At 41.4% G+C, this 15,339-nt stretch carries 9 protein-coding genes; 1 reads left to right on the top strand and 8 read right to left on the bottom strand.

The genetic code is table 11. From position 1 onward, the window contains the following. The first annotated feature begins 48 nt into the window (after positions 1-48). Positions 49-1,506 (top strand): IMP dehydrogenase, encoded by a 1,458-nt coding sequence (guaB, locus tag BMZ41_RS03935; protein ID WP_090169038.1) that lies wholly within the window; start codon positions 49-51, stop codon positions 1,504-1,506. Between the two features lie 649 nt (positions 1,507-2,155). On the opposite strand, the gene BMZ41_RS03930 is transcribed toward guaB, so the two are convergent. The 8 genes from BMZ41_RS03930 to BMZ41_RS03895 all read right to left on the bottom strand — a co-directional run bounded on the left by BMZ41_RS03930 (position 2,156) and on the right by BMZ41_RS03895 (position 15,339). Further along, positions 2,156-3,922, bottom strand: coding sequence for a methyl-accepting chemotaxis protein (locus tag BMZ41_RS03930; RefSeq protein WP_090527041.1), 1,767 nt, complete (start codon positions 3,920-3,922; stop codon positions 2,156-2,158). Between the two features lie 176 nt (positions 3,923-4,098). Further along, on the bottom strand, positions 4,099-6,912 hold the full coding sequence (locus BMZ41_RS03925; protein WP_090527038.1) for a glycoside hydrolase family 3 protein: 2,814 nt from the start codon (positions 6,910-6,912) through the stop codon (positions 4,099-4,101). A 105-nt stretch (positions 6,913-7,017) separates the two neighbouring features. Further along, a complete protein-coding gene (locus BMZ41_RS03920; RefSeq protein WP_090527036.1) occupies positions 7,018-8,712 on the bottom strand; it encodes a phospho-sugar mutase in 1,695 nt (564 codons plus the stop codon). Between the two features lie 103 nt (positions 8,713-8,815). Continuing rightward, the gene (locus tag BMZ41_RS03915; protein WP_090527034.1) at positions 8,816-9,940 is read right to left on the bottom strand and encodes a family 8 glycosyl hydrolase; all 1,125 of its coding nucleotides are present in this window, start codon (positions 9,938-9,940) and stop codon (positions 8,816-8,818) included. Between the two features lie 21 nt (positions 9,941-9,961). Continuing rightward, positions 9,962-10,864 carry a carbohydrate ABC transporter permease gene (locus BMZ41_RS03910; protein ID WP_090169122.1) on the bottom strand — a complete coding sequence of 301 codons (903 nt, stop codon included), beginning with the start codon at positions 10,862-10,864 and terminating at the stop codon, positions 9,962-9,964. Positions 10,865-10,930: 66 nt separating this feature from the next. After that, positions 10,931-11,848, bottom strand: a complete 918-nt coding sequence (locus tag BMZ41_RS03905; RefSeq protein ID WP_090527032.1) for an ABC transporter permease — start codon at positions 11,846-11,848, stop codon at positions 10,931-10,933. Between the two features lie 93 nt (positions 11,849-11,941). Continuing rightward, positions 11,942-13,615, bottom strand: coding sequence for an extracellular solute-binding protein (locus tag BMZ41_RS03900; RefSeq protein ID WP_090169048.1), 1,674 nt, complete (start codon positions 13,613-13,615; stop codon positions 11,942-11,944). A gap of 143 nt (positions 13,616-13,758) precedes the next feature. Then, positions 13,759-15,339 (bottom strand): response regulator transcription factor, encoded by a 1,581-nt coding sequence (locus tag BMZ41_RS03895; RefSeq protein ID WP_090169051.1) that lies wholly within the window; start codon positions 15,337-15,339, stop codon positions 13,759-13,761.

Below are 15,339 nucleotides of genomic sequence, written 5' to 3'. Positions count from 1 at the left end.
AATCTATAAAAATTTAATTCGTAGTTAAAGAAAGAGAGGTTCCCCCCTATGGCATCGATTATCGGTGATGGTATTACTTTCGACGACGTCTTACTGGTTCCACAGTATTCGGAAGTTACCCCAAATCTTATTGATCTTCACACAAATCTTACAAAGAAAATTAAGTTAAATATTCCTATGATGAGTGCCGCTATGGACACTGTTACAGAGTCACGCATGGCTATCGCTATGGCTCGTCAGGGTGGTATTGGTATCATCCACAAGAACATGTCTATCGAGCAGCAGGCAGAAGAGGTTGATAAAGTAAAGCGTTCTGAGAACGGTGTTATTACTGACCCATTCTTCTTAGGACCTGACAACACACTTGCAGAAGCTAATGAGCTTATGGGCAAGTTCAGAATTTCTGGTGTACCTATCACAAAGGAAGACGGCACACTTATCGGTATCATCACTAATCGTGACCTCAAATTCGAAACAGATTTCACAAAGAAAATCAGCGAGTCAATGACTTCTGAAGGTCTTGTTACAGCAAAGGAAGGTATTTCCCTCGAAGAAGCAAAGGAAATCCTTGGCAAGTCTCGTAAAGAGAAACTTCCTATTGTAGATGACAACTTCAAGCTCAAGGGACTCATTACAATTAAAGATATTGAAAAGCAGATTAAGTACCCTAACGCTGCAAAGGATGACCAGGGGCGTCTTCTCTGCGGTGCTGGTGTTGGTATTACAGGAAACATGATGGAGCGTGTTCAGGCTCTTGTTGATGCTCAGGTTGACGTTATCGTTATGGATTCAGCTCACGGTCACTCAAAGAACATCATTGAGGCTGTTAAGAAGGTTAAGGCTGCTTATCCAGACCTTCAGGTAGTTGCTGGTAACATCGCTACAGGCGAGGCTACAAAGGCTCTTATCGAGGCTGGCGCTGACGCAGTTAAGGTTGGTATCGGACCTGGTTCTATCTGTACAACACGTGTTGTTGCAGGTATCGGTGTTCCACAGATTTCAGCTATCATGGATTGCTACGCTGTTGCTAAGGAATACGGTGTTCCAATCATCGCTGATGGTGGTATCAAGTACTCTGGTGATATGACAAAGGCCCTTGCTGCTGGTGGTTCAGTATGTATGATGGGTTCAATGTTCGCAGGTTGCGACGAAGCTCCTGGTTCATTCGAGCTTTTCCAGGGTCGTAAATATAAGGTATACCGTGGTATGGGATCTCTTGCAGCTATGGAGAATGGTTCTAAGGACCGTTACTTCCAGGAAGGTGCTAAGAAGCTCGTTCCAGAGGGCGTTGAAGGACGTGTTGCTTACAAGGGAAGCCTTGAAGACGTTATCTTCCAGCTCATCGGTGGTATCCGTTCAGGTATGGGTTACTGCGGTTGCCCTACTATCCCAGAGCTTCAGGAGCGCGGCAAGTTCGTAAAGATTTCCGCTGCTTCACTTAAGGAGTCACATCCACATGACATCCACATCACAAAGGAAGCTCCTAACTACTCTGTAGAAGGATAATAAGAGAAATTATTAAAAGGTCCAGCCATTTTTGGCTGGACCTCTTTTTTATTTTCAACCTGCTGTTGCCAAATCATATCTTGAAAATGGGACTGTGGCAAGGCCACAAGTCACATTCATGCATCCCGATTGACTATAAGTGCCATATGGGATGCATACTTTTTCTAACTCATGCATCCCATATAGAAATAATTATTTCTGGGATGCATTTTTTTAGCAGTTAATGCATCCCAAAATCAAATAAACATCTTCAGGATGCATTTTTCATTTAAACTAATATAATTTTTGATATTTTTTCTATAAAAATAGTTAATTTATGCATCCCAAAATTTGGAACTGTAAATTGGGATGCATTACTCTTGAAATATTTATTTTTCATGCATCCCAAAATCATGAAACTGATATATGGGATGCTTTTAAAAACTATATCTCACTATATACCCGTAATTAGACATTTTGGCGCCGCCACAATCCCAGTTTCAAGCCTGCTTGACTACCATTTATATTGCAATTGGTGCAATGTCAAGAGGGCGAAGCCCCCGAAGGGCTTGCTCTTGATATAAGACAATGCAATATAAACTGTAGTGAGCAGGCTGAAACAAAATAAAAGGTCCAGCCATAGCAGCTGGACCTTTTGAGTATTATCAATCTATTCTTCATCCGCAACGCTTGTGAAGCGCGATACCTCTTCCTGAAGACGCTGAGAAATGTCTCGGTTGTTCTCGGAGTCATCGTGGATGGTGGTGATTGACTCAAGGATTCCTGAGGTGCTTTCTGTAGCTTCGTTAACACCCTGGGTACAGTCATTGATAACCTTAGAGATATGGTCAATCTCCTCTGTCATCTCACTGATGGTTGAGTTAAGCACTACAGTATTCTCATTTACGCTATCAAGGACTGCGTTGATATCTTCAGCATCCTGATAGTACTGCTTCGCAACATCCTCGAAGCCATCGTAATCTGCAAGTACTGTCTCACTTACATAGGTAAGCATCTCGTTAGAGTTATCAGCAAGAGCCTCAACGGCTGAAATAACCTGATTACTGATTTCCTGAATAGAATTAGCTGTCTCTTTACTGTGTTCAGCAAGCTGTCTGATTTCGTCAGCAACTACTGCGAAGCCCTTACCAGCTTCACCTGCACGGGCTGCCTCGATGGAAGCATTAAGAGCAAGAAGGTTTGTCTGTGCTGCAATTGAAAGGATGTCCTCAGTAAGGGTCTGAATCTGTTCAACATTCTTACTTTCTGCAATAGAATTCTCAAGTGTATCTTTAATAGAAGAAACCATTTCATTTGTGGACGCCTTCATCTTAACTGTCTTCTCACGAATAACCGTTGCATGCTCTTTGATTTCTGATACTCGGCTTGTTCCCTCATTAACCTGGTTAGATACATTACCTACCGCAGAATTTACATCACCTGCTTCATCGTTAAGTGAAAGGAGTGTATTGTTTGCTGTTTCCATGCTGGCTGAAAGCTCTTCCATAACTGCGGATACGTTACTTACATCATCCTTGGAAGCATTTACTATACCAACAGTATTTTCAACAGAAGTGTAAATATTTCCCGACTCATCCTTTATAGTGAAGATAATCTTCTCTAAGGTTTCTAAGAAGTTGTTGATACCTGATACAAGAACACCAACCTCATCCTTTGATTTATTATTGATTCTATGGGCAAGATTTGCATTTCCTGCATTCATTTCAGCAATCATACTATCAAGCTCCTTAGCTGAGCTTATAAGTGGATTGACTGATCTTCTTACTATGATTACAGCAAATGTGGTGGCAACAATCTGCATTATAATACCAAAGACTATAGACTGCTGTACTCTTGTTTCATATTTTATGAGGGCTTCCTCATTTTCCTGCACAAGAAGCTCCAGCTTTTCACGCATGAGTCCTACATTTTCCTCGTACACTGTCACATATTCATGTGCTCCGGCAAAATAAGTGGTCATAGCATCGCTAAATTTGCCTTCATAAAAGCTTGCTTCCATCTTTTTATATTCAGCAAGAAAGCTATTGGCTGCATTACTCATTGTCTGATACTGCTCTGTAAACTCAGGGTCATTTATAGCATCCACATGAGTCTTCAAATCAGCAACAGCCTCTGCAACAAGCTGATATTCTCCTTCGCCTACACCGATGATTGTGTCTCTTGTGGCAGTATCAGTCCAGTTGTCCTGGTACATATAATTCATGGTCTCAAGAATGAAAATTCTCTTAACCAGATTTTGTAAGTTAGTATTGGCATTACCAAAGTCTCGCTCTACCAACAAATATGTCTGGGACATCATGTTGGCAGTGGTAACAGCTGACCTGAAATTGAAGCCTATAAAGGCTATACCAAACACCATTACCAAATCAAGAAGAACAATGCTGGCCATAATCTTTGCTTTCATGCTACTTTTCATGCTAAACACTCCTTAAAAAAACAGCTTGTTTATTCTCCCATGCCTAAAGTAAGCTAGCATGATTTTAGCAAAAAAAATCTCCCAATGTGTGGGAGATTTTTTAACAAATTGCGAATATATTGTGAGCAATTATATTTTGCAACACTATAAATATTACATAGCTTAATTGACACCTGTTACTCTTCGCCCATACGTGCGAACATAAGACGGAACTCCTCTTCTCTTGACTTAACAAGTTCAAAGTGAATATCATTTATTTCCATTCCATCCTGAGCAAAGTGAAGTTTCAAAAAGAAGGTCATGGCACATCCGACGAATGGCACCTCGATTGTCTGCCACTCCTTATCCTCGCCTGTGAGGGTAACCATCTTCACAAGCTCCTTGTCCTTGAAGATACTGAATGGAATCTGTGCAAGGTCGCTGAGGCCTTGTGCAGCACGCACTGTCAGAACAAGCTTGTAATCGCCTCGTTCCTTAAATGAAACAGTAACCATGTTGGTGGTGTTTCTGGCTGTTTTGATTTCCTCTGGATTGATTTCAGCCACACCGCTTTCATCAATTCTAAGGTCAATCATCTTATCGAAATCAAGCTCATCATCATCTACCTCTGAGGCAAGCTGAACATCAAGTTCATTGTCTCTCTCAAGGTAGCGATTCATGACTGGCTTTTCCATAATCCACTTGCAGATATTAGCTGCACAACGCTGAAGCTCAGCTCTTGAAAGGCTGCCATCTGCAAGAGCTTCTGCAGTGTTATCCTTATTTGTATTATCTTCGGCACTGCTTGTAACCATGTATAAATCATTCTGAGCACGAACGATAGCTGCCATATCAGAATTATTTCCATTATATGATTTGCCGCCCTTTGCCCACCAGTCTGTCATTACGATTCCATCAAAGCCCCACTCCTCACGAAGGATTCTTGTAACCAAATCGTAGCTTGAAGATGTGTAGTATCCATTAACAGAGCCGTAAGTTGTCATGACAGCGTGAGCGCCTGCCTCTCTGACAGCCATTTCATAACCCTTAAGGTAAATCTCGCGGATAGCGCGCTGTGATGCAACATGTTCTACTGTATGTCTGCCCGTCTCCTGTGTATTCATGCAGAAGTGCTTGATGGTACCGGTAACACCGTATTTGTGCATGCCCTTAAGCATGGCAGCTGCGTTCTTTCCTGTAACGAATGGGTCCTCACTGAAATATTCGAAGTTACGTCCATTAAGAGGATGTCTGTGAATATTCATACCTGGTCCAAGTAAGCAGTCGATTTTATTCTTTCTAAGCTCAAGACCTTCCCAGTTATAAAGCTCTTCTACAAGCTCAAGATTCCATGCACATGCAAGACATGTACCGTTTGGCATAGCAAAGGCTCTCTTTCCTGAATCCATACGAATTCCTGAAGGGCCATCTGAACAGCATGCCACTGGAATACCCTTCTCTAAAAGTGAGTCAGTAACACCACCATATGCGCCACCACAGCCTGGTGTAACCTTAGGTGAGCTCATACCCTCGCCACGAACTATGCAGCAAAGGTCTTCATCAGAAAGCTGTGCCACAAAATCGTTCATGGTACACTTCTTATCTAATACATCAACAAGCTTGAATGTCTTTCCTTCCTTAGCCTTCATCTCGGTAGGAAGAGTTTCTTTTCTGAATTTTTCAGAGTCTACTGTTGCTGTAGGAACATCCTCGTATAATGTCTTGATGCTTCCATCAGCAAGCTTTACTGGCTTGATTCTTGTGTATTTAACCACTGGTGCCATAGCCTCAGAAAGCTGCTCGATTACCTTGAGCTCCTCAAGCTTAACAATTCCAGCTTCAACATTAGTACGGACATTCTCACCTACGTAAAACTCGTAGACACCTGCCTGCATAACGTATGCATTCTTATGGCTGGTAACGCCACTATCATCAAAGCTTGAAAGCTGATAGTTCGTAATTACGAACTCGAACTCCTGTGTCTCCCCTGGAGCAAGCTCCTTAGTCTTACAAAAGTCCACAAGCTCCATAGCTGGATTGCCAAGGACTCCCTGATCCTTTGAAACGTACACCTGAACTACCTGCTGACCTGCCAAATCACCTGTGTTTGTAACTGTAGCCTTGATTTTGACTTTCTCTCCGTCATAGAGGCAAGTACCTGCCTGAATATCAAATGTAGTGTAAGACAATCCATATCCAAATGGATAAAGTACCTTGTCCTGTGCAAAAGTCTCGAAATATCTGTAGCCTATGTAGATATCTTCACGCTGGATGTTAGTCTCTTTGCCACCAAAGTTTGGTGTAGAAGGATAATCTTCAATACTCTTAGCAATAGTATCAGTAAGACGGCCTGATGGATTAACATCTCCTGAAATTACGTCAAGAGCACCATATCCACCTTCCTGGCCACCCTGCCAGATATAAAGAACTGCTGATGGGTTGTACCTTTCCATCCAGCTCATATCGATGATGTTACCAACATTCAAAAGAACGATAGTCTTCTCGAAAGCTGCTGTTACATTCTTAAGCATTTCATGTTCGTCATCTGTAAGAAGGTAGCTTCCCTGAGAAAGACTGTTATCCTGATCCTCACCTGCTGTACGGCCAATAAGGACAATGGCAACATCTGAAGCCTGAGCTGCTTTTGCAGCAAGTTCTGCTGAAACTGGCATTTCCTTTTGGAACCATGGCTCAGAAGCCCAGCCTGTACCTGCATCAAATGGATTATCCTTAATCCACTCATCATAGGTAGCCTTCAAGTCTTCGTTCAGGTTGAAGCGCTCATCAACCTCTAATGCCTCTCGAACACCGATAACATATTTTGTATTAACCATTCCTCCTGAGCCAGTACCACTCTTGTAGTAATTGAACTGGCTTCGGCCAAACAGTGCTATATTACAACCAGCCTTAAGTGGAAGTACGCCATCATTCTTCAGAAGGACTGTACCCTCTGCAACAGCACGCCTAGCCACTTTGGCGAATTTTTCAGTATCAAATATCTTTGAACTCATTAAAATAAACCTCCAAAATATTCCATGCTGAAGATATTCTAGAATAAAAAAGAGGGTCTTTTATATCAAAAACCCTCCATTTTTATCATTATTATGATTAGCTAATTATTCTACAGAGTTAATCAGAGCGAAAATCTCATCCTTAATCTCTGCATTTACCTTCAGAGCATTCTCACGAGAATCCTGGTTTGAGTAGAAGTAGAACTTAATCTTAGGCTCTGTACCAGATGGTCTGATGGCAAACCATGAACCATTGTCTAAGAACAAGCGAATAGCATTCTGAGGTGGAATATCTTCATATCCATTTATATAATCAATTACCTTTTCAACCTTTGCGCCTGCAACTGTAGTAGGCATATTCTCACGGAACCACTTCATCATACGCTGAATACGCTGAGCTCCTGGAATACCCTCTAAGATGATGTTTGGCTCGTCCTCTGCAAAGAAACCATACTTAGCGTAGATTTCCTGAAGAACATCCCAAAGAGTCTTGCCCTGCTTACGATAATATGCAGCTGCCTCAGCAACCATCATACCTGCAGAGATACCGTCCTTATCGCGGATATCCTCGCAGATAGCATATCCAACTGACTCCTCATAACCGAAGAGATATGTATATCCGTTATCATGAAGATAAGGTATTTTTCCACAAATGTTCTTGAAACCAGTAAGAGTTTCAAACATTTCCACACCGTAAGCCTTAGCCATGATTGTGGATAAGGTAGATGTAACGATAGACTTAACCATAGCACCCTTTGCTGGAAGTGTGCCTGCATCCTTATGTCCCTCGAGAACATAATTTACAAGAAGGTAACCTGTCTGATTACCATTAAGAGGTACGTAGTTGCCCTCGCTATCGCGAATTTCAATAGCGAAACGGTCTGCATCTGGGTCTGTGGCCATAAGAAGCTCTGCACCAAACTTGCGACCATACTCCTCAGATAATCTGAAGGCCTTTGTATCCTCTGGATTTGGATAGCCTACAGTCTTGAAATCTGGGTCTGGATTCTCCTGCTCTGGAACGATTGTCCAGTTAGAGAAACCTCTATCATTAAGCATCTGACGGAATGGGATAGAACCACATCCGTTAAGTGGTGTATATACAAGTGGAATTGTAAGATCAAGCTCATCCCCCTCATGAATTGCAAGTGACTCAATCTTATCAAGGTACTCTCTGTCATATTCCTCGCCAAGGACGATAATCTTACCTTCCTTAACGCCCTGCTCAAAGTCAGACTTCTTGATACCATTCCACATATCAACAGCGTTGATGCACTCTGTCATGCCATCAGCAATCTCTGATGAAACCTGGCAGCCGTCATCCCAGTATGCCTTATATCCGTTATATTCCTTTGGATTGTGTGATGCTGTGATGTTGATACCTGAAACTGTTCCAAGTCTTCTAATCATAAAGGCAAGCTCTGGTGTAGGACGAAGATCAGGGAAACAATAAACCTTGATTCCGTTAGCTGCAAAAATACCAGCTGCAAGCTGTGAAAACTCCTTTGAGAAGTGACGTGGGTCGTGAGCGATAACTACACCCTTCTCACATGCTTCCTTACCCTTTGACACGATAAAATCAGCAACACCCTGTGTAGCCTTGCCAACTGTAAAGAAATTCATGCGGTTGGTTCCTGCACCAACTTTACCACGAAGTCCTGCTGTACCAAATGAAAGGTCCTGATAGAAACGGTCTTCCTTTTCCTTCTCGTCGCCAGCGATAGCCTGAAGCTCAGCCTTTAAAGGATCTGAATCTGCAAGCTTCTCCAACCACTCATTATATCTTGAATTGTAATCCATACGAATTCCTCCATTAATCTAAAAAATGCTATCAGGTTTTAACAAACCCAATAGCATTTTAACACATAATATTTGTTATGTCTGTGAAATGAAGAAGAAGTAATTACCAAATTCGGTAATTTCCGCTAAGCGCCAACATAGCGAAGAGATATAAGCAATTATCATAGTAGCGTCTCTCGCCTGTACGAAGAGGTGTATTCCAAAACTCTTCTACAGCCTTGAGAGCATACTCTCCATCCGCTGCAAGTGACGCCTGAGCGATTGTTGCAGTCAAGCCTACTGGATGAAGTGCCTTGCCTTCTAAGATAGTTCCATCAATCTCATAGATTCCTCTGCGGTCTTCGACTGGGAGGTTTGCGAAGAAAGCCTGAAGATTGTTGGCAGTAGCTTTACACCACTGACCAAATTCGGTGTCCTTATCGGCCCATTCATAGTCAAGGCCGATATTTGCTATAGTTCTATAAGCGTCGCTATAGAACCAGTCATGTCTTCCACCGAAATGTTCATGGTCGGGATAAGGTTTGCCATCGTAATAACTATATTCTGGGGAAAGACCTGTTACTGGATGGCATGCTTTCTTGAGATATTCGCGGCTGGCTTTAGCGCATTTTTTCCAAAGCTCTTTGTCTTCGTCAAAGCAATTCTCCGCAAATAAATCATAGAAGTGTGGAAGATGATAAGATGGATCTGTAAATTCAAGTCCTGGGACGAACTTAATAAGACCATCCTCGTTCCACATATTGTGGCCTCCATACATTTCTTCATGATGAAGAACCACTTTTAAAAGCTCTTTAGCTTTTAAACTATAGTTATAGATGCCCTCGCCATCTCCCCAACGGTGACTTGCAAAGATAAGTGCCATTGCAAAGAACTCCTCACCATCTGGAGCTGGTCCATAAGCATTTTTGCGACCACTAGGGTCTACTGACCAGGCAAAGTAACCTTTGTTTTCACCTTCATCAAGGTACATGTTTGTCATTGCCCAGTTCCAAAGCTGATCAAATTCCTTTTTCTTGTCCATCTGAACAGCCATCATCATACCGTATGAAATACCTTCAGTACGAGTATCAATATTTCCTGTATCTACAAGGTATCCCATGGTGCCATCTTCTGTAGTTTCATAAAACTTGTTGACACCATAGAATATCTCTTCAAAAGTCTCATTTACCCTGCGTTCTATTTCAGCTGGGGTTTTACCTATTTCTAAAAATAAATTTCTGTATGTCATAATCGTCTAGTCTAAAAAATCTTATTCCTTTACGCCACCAAGTGTAAGTCCAGTTACGAAATACTTCTGTAAGAATGGATAAATACAAATAATTGGAAGCATTGTAATAATTGTTGCTGCTGCTCTTACAGATGTAGGAGTTACTGAACCTTCACCAGCATTCTTCATGGCCTCAGCAGATGAGCTCTGGTTTGATACTGAAGAAAGGAGTTTCATTAACTCATACTGTAAGGTTGTGTACTGTGAGGCCATTCTGTTATAGAGCATTGCATCGAACCATGAGTTCCACTGTCCTACAGCTACGAAGAGAGCAACAGTAGCGTAAACTGGCTTACATAATGGAGAAATAATCTTTAGGAAAATAGTTGTGTAACCAGCTCCATCCAACTGTGCTGACTCCTCCAAACTGTCAGGAATACCCCTCATATAGGTTCTGATAACTAACATGTTAAAGGCGGAGATCATTCCAGGTATTACATAAACTGCAAAACTGTTTGTAAGTCCAAGGGATTTAAAAAGGAGGAATGTAGGAATCAATCCACCATTAACATACATTGTAATAACCCAAAACAGTGAAACCTGCTTTGAGAACATAAAGTTCTTACGGCTAACGATAAATGCAAGGATTGCATTTGTAACAAGGGCAAGAACTGTTCCAATAATTGTTCTCGCTACAGTAACAACAGCACCAGTGATAAGGTTGTCCTTAGCTAATACTGTCTCATAGTTTTTCCAAGTAAACACTCGAGGCATAAGATAAATACCGCCTCTAAGTGCATCAGTACCATCATTTAAAGATACTGCAAGTGTATTTAAAACTGGATAAAGTGTAATAATTACAAAACAAATCATGAAAATGCCATTGCAAATTCTAAATGCTAAATCAGCACCTGAAATTTTCTTATGTCTTCTGGCTTTTTCCATAGTTGCCTCCTTCTTCTTAGAAGATGTGGTTGTTAAATCTAATGTCTGATCCATGATGTCCACCTCCTAGAATAATCTTTCTTCACCATGCTTCTTAGCAATATGGTTGAAGAATACAATAAGAATGATTGATACTACACTCTTGAAGATACCAGCTGCTGTACCGATTGAGTAGTCACCCTGGCTGATACCCCATTTCAATACATAGATATCAATTGTCTGTGATACGTTCTGTACAAGACCATTTCCAAGTAAGTACTGAATTTCGAAACCTGCATTAAGTACGTTACCAACGTTCATAAGTAAAAGAATCATGATTGTAGGCTTGATACCTGGAAGTGTTACGTGCTTAATCTTTGCCCATCTGCCTGCGCCATCAATAGCTGCTGCTTCATAAAGTGATGGGTCAATTGATGTGATTGCTGCTAAATATATAATTGCATTCCAGCCTGTCTCCTTCCAAACATTAGCGAAGGCTACGATTGGCCAGAAGTATTTTTCATGTGCAAAGAAGTTGATTGTCTGATCAATAACTCCAAAGTGAAGTAAAAGTGTGTTAATAATACCTGTTCCTGAAAGTGCATCATGAAGGATACCAGTAACGATAATCCATGAAAGGAAGTGAGGAAGGTAAGAAATTGTCTGAACTACCTTCTTTCCACCCTTGAATGCCATTTCATTTAAAAGGATGGCGAATAAAATTGCCATAAAGAATGTAACTGCCAAGTTGATAACGCCCATTGCAAGTGTGTTACGAATAACTCTAAGGAATGTTACATCTGAAAATAAATACTGGAACTTTGCAAGTCCAACGAACTCTGAATGTAAAAGACCTGTTACTGGCTTATAATTCTGGAATGCCATAAGCCATCCAACAAGTGGTGCATAGTGGAATACTATACCGTAGATAACGATCGCTGCTGCCCAGATGATAAGAATTCTCTGGCGCTTAAAATCTGCCATGTTAAAAGCTTTTTTAGTCATAATTACCTCCCAAAAATACTATAAAAAGGTATAAAGATGGCGGGCATTGCGATAATGCCCGCCAAGGGTTTATCTTTTTACCTTAATTATTTTTTATTCGTACTTAGCAGCCTCTGCAACTCTTCTCTCGAGCTCTGTCTGCATCTCTGAAATGAAGTCCTCAGGCTTGCACTCTTCGTAAACCTTCATGTACTCAGCCCATCCCTCTTCGAAATTGTCAGCCATAACAACCTTTGGAAGATACTGGTGCTTAATCTCACCCATCTTTGCCCAAGCTGTACCACCTGGTGTAGAAGTTGTCATTGAGCTAGAGAATGTGTACATTGGATACCATGGACCTGGCTTCTCTGTTGTACCAAGCATCTCTACATATGTCTTAGCACCATAAGCCTCGAAGCACTTCTTGATTGGCTCTGAAAGACCATCGAAGAATTCCTGCTCCTGTCCATCAGACTTCATAGCATTCTTGCCATCACGGCTTGTTCCAGAATACTGTGGGAAGTATGAGTAAGAACATGTATGAGAAGCCTTGTAAGCTGTATCAGAAGCCTGCTTTCTCATCTCTGGTGTTCTGTAGTATAATCCATCATCACCTACGAGGTAATCTGTTCCTTCAACACCCCAGAATCTTAAATCGTGGATGTCCTGATCAAGAAGATCATTTACGAACTGAAGTGCGCCCTCAACATCCTTACATGATGTTGTGATAGCAAGACCTGAAGCTACGTTAAGAACTCCGCCTGAGTTGTGCCACTGGTTCTTCATTCCCTTCTCAATTGTGATTGGAAGTGGAACGTACTGGCAACCCTGCTCATCAAGACCTGCTGACTTGATTGCATCCTCGCCTGTGTATGCGAAATCCCACCACTGATCAATCATACCAAGTACACGACCAGAAGAAATCTTAGCGATGTACTCATCATATGTCTGTGTAAATGACTCAGGATCTACGATACCCTTGTGATACTCTTCGTTAAGTTTCTTGAAGTACTTAACAGCTGTATCTGTTGTATTGTAATCGATAATCTGAAGCTTCTCTGGATCAACGATAACTGAACCATCGTTTGGATATCCATCAAGGAACTCTGGTGCATTCTCTAAGCAGAAGTATCTCCAGTCATCGCAAAGAATTGTGTAAGGGATATTTGCTGTAGTACCATCAGCCATTGTTGGGTTAGCCTCGTTGTATGCCTCGATAAGATCGAAGTACTCATCCATTGTCTCAATCTTTGGATAACCAGCCCACTCAAGTACTCTTGCCTGAATCCAAAATGCCTCGTCGTTGTGTGTACAAGAACGCTCTTCACCGTAGATGTTAGAGAACTGTGGAATCCAGTAGATGTGTCCGTCGCTCTGACGAAGCTGATCCCATTCCTGCTCTGTAAAGTACTCTTTGATGTTTGGATACTTATCAATATAATCATCAAGTGCTACAAGAGCGCCTGCCTCATACATCTGAACTGAACCATTACCAGCTTCTACGAAGTCAGGATATTCCCCACCAGCGATAAGAGTACCAATTGCCTCTTCAGCTGTCTGACCTGTAAGCCATGTTTCCTTTACTTTGCAACCAGTCTTCTCAGCAATGATCTGCTGGATCTCGTTGTCATCATTGATTTCCGAACCAGGTACTGCAAAGAATGCTGTAAATTCTTTGATACCATCCTCGTTCACTGCTCCGCCGCTTGCTGCCTGCTTACCGCATCCAGCGAACATGCTTGAGAGCATTGCAGCGCAAAGCACAGCGCTTACAATTTTCTTTTTCATAAATAACCCTCCTATGTTTTCCCGGGACCATTGTCCCTTTGCTATGATATTATTCTATGTCAGAATTGTGAACAAAACATCTGATAAAGTATAGATAAAAGGGGGAGAAATTTTAAAATTTCTACCCCCTTTTTTATAGTTGTCTAAAAGTTCTTTTTATATTTTGTAGGTGTGCAACCCATTGCTTCTATAAACTTATTTACAAAGTAATCTGCGTCCTTATAGCCTACAGATTCTGCCACTTCGTATATTTTCATATCTGTTTTGCGAAGAAGCTTTGCTGCCTCCTCAATTCTCTTTTTATTTAGGTAATCCTTAAAGGAGCAACCGTACTTCTTTCTGAAAAGCTGACCCAAATAAGCTGAGTTAACATAGTACTTTTCGCTTAAATCCTTCAGTGTAAGATTTGAAGCGTAGTTCTTCTTAATCTCCTCTTCCACATCACCAAGAACACCTCTTGATACGTTTTTACGAAGCTGAGCAAGATACTCGCCATAAGCGTAAGACATACGGCAAAGGTGAGTTCTTCCACCACGTCTAATACCTTCCTCTGAGGTGGTCTCTGAAATGATACGCAGAATCTCTTCCTGATTAACCTCGCTGTCCAGCTCACTGGCAAGATGTATAAGCTGGAATAAGAGATAATTGATGTTTAGATTCATCGTAGAACCTGTCACACCTGTCTTTTGCATTTCCCCGTAGAAATCCTCTACGCATTTACGAATTTCCACATGCTCGCCTCTTTCGATGGCAGTTATCAACGCATCCAGCTGCTTTTTGCAAATAATCAGACCGGTCTCTCCAACCTTGTACTCTTCCTCGTAGAAGTAAATATTCTTCTTTTCACGGAAGCCCTGAAGAGAATGAAGCATGTTGGCAGTTCCATAGGACTTTGAAATATTTCTAATACCTGTAACCGGCTTTCCCACAAGAACTGTGATGGCAAGATTTGTATTTGCCTCCAGATATTCCAGAAAACTGATAAGATATTCCTTTGCTGTAAGCTGCAAGCGCTGTGCCATGCTCTCACTGTAAACAAAGCCTATATCATATACCTGCTCACTGTCAGAAATATCTCGAATACAGAATATGGAATCATCTTTCAAATAATCGCAGGCTGCCGTATACAGCTTAGCAAGCATTGCCTTTTTATCATCATCGGAAAATTCTTCTGCAGGATTCTGCTCATCCAGCTGAATCTCCACATAGCACTTTTCCTCATCTATATTTGTCTTCTGAGATACGTACTCTAAATCATTAACTTCATATTTACCACTGAGAAGATGCATAAGAGTACGTTCCATGTATGCCTTCTCTTTTCTTATACCGTCTTTGGTACGGGATGTCTTCGCCTGATTTAAAACAGATACCTTTCTAAGAATAGAAAGTAACTGATCACTTTCAACAGGCTTTAATATATAATCGGTGCAGTCAAAACGGAGCGCCTCCTGAGCATAGCTGAATTCTGCATAACCGCTAAGGATAACAAAATAAATATCCTTAGCAAGCTCAGTTCTGATAGCCTTTAAAAGCTCTACTCCTGTCATAACTGGCATTTTAATATCTGAAATAATCAGATCAACTGGATTGTTCGAAACGTAATCATATGCCTCCTTACCATTTGATGCGGTGGTGATATGATAGCCTTCCTTTTCCCAATCCACTAAAAGCTGCAAGCCCTGTAAAATAAATGGCTCGTCATCTACTAATAAAACCTCTAACAT

Origin of the sequence: Pseudobutyrivibrio sp. UC1225 (genome assembly GCF_900115215.1) — a bacterium.
In the GTDB taxonomy this organism is placed as follows: Bacteria; Bacillota; Clostridia; order Lachnospirales; family Lachnospiraceae; genus Pseudobutyrivibrio.
The sequence above is the reverse complement of the archived record's forward strand: the minus strand, read 5'-3'. Positions and strand labels throughout refer to the sequence as shown.

Excerpts from the sequence above, each read along its gene's own strand:
- BMZ41_RS03915 (WP_090527034.1), bottom strand. The coding sequence starts at position 9,940 with ATGACATACAGAAATTTATTTTTAGAAATAGGTAAAACCCCAGCTGAA.
- BMZ41_RS03895 (WP_090169051.1), bottom strand. The coding sequence starts at position 15,339 with ATGTTAGAGGTTTTATTAGTAGATGACGAGCCATTTATTTTACAGGGC.
- BMZ41_RS03905 (WP_090527032.1), bottom strand. The coding sequence starts at position 11,848 with ATGACTAAAAAAGCTTTTAACATGGCAGATTTTAAGCGCCAGAGAATT.
- BMZ41_RS03920 (WP_090527036.1), bottom strand. The coding sequence starts at position 8,712 with ATGGATTACAATTCAAGATATAATGAGTGGTTGGAGAAGCTTGCAGAT.
- guaB (WP_090169038.1), top strand. The coding sequence starts at position 49 with ATGGCATCGATTATCGGTGATGGTATTACTTTCGACGACGTCTTACTG.
- BMZ41_RS03925 (WP_090527038.1), bottom strand. The coding sequence starts at position 6,912 with ATGAGTTCAAAGATATTTGATACTGAAAAATTCGCCAAAGTGGCTAGG.
- BMZ41_RS03910 (WP_090169122.1), bottom strand. The coding sequence starts at position 10,864 with ATGGAAAAAGCCAGAAGACATAAGAAAATTTCAGGTGCTGATTTAGCA.
- BMZ41_RS03930 (WP_090527041.1), bottom strand. The coding sequence starts at position 3,922 with ATGAAAAGTAGCATGAAAGCAAAGATTATGGCCAGCATTGTTCTTCTT.
- BMZ41_RS03900 (WP_090169048.1), bottom strand. The coding sequence starts at position 13,615 with ATGAAAAAGAAAATTGTAAGCGCTGTGCTTTGCGCTGCAATGCTCTCA.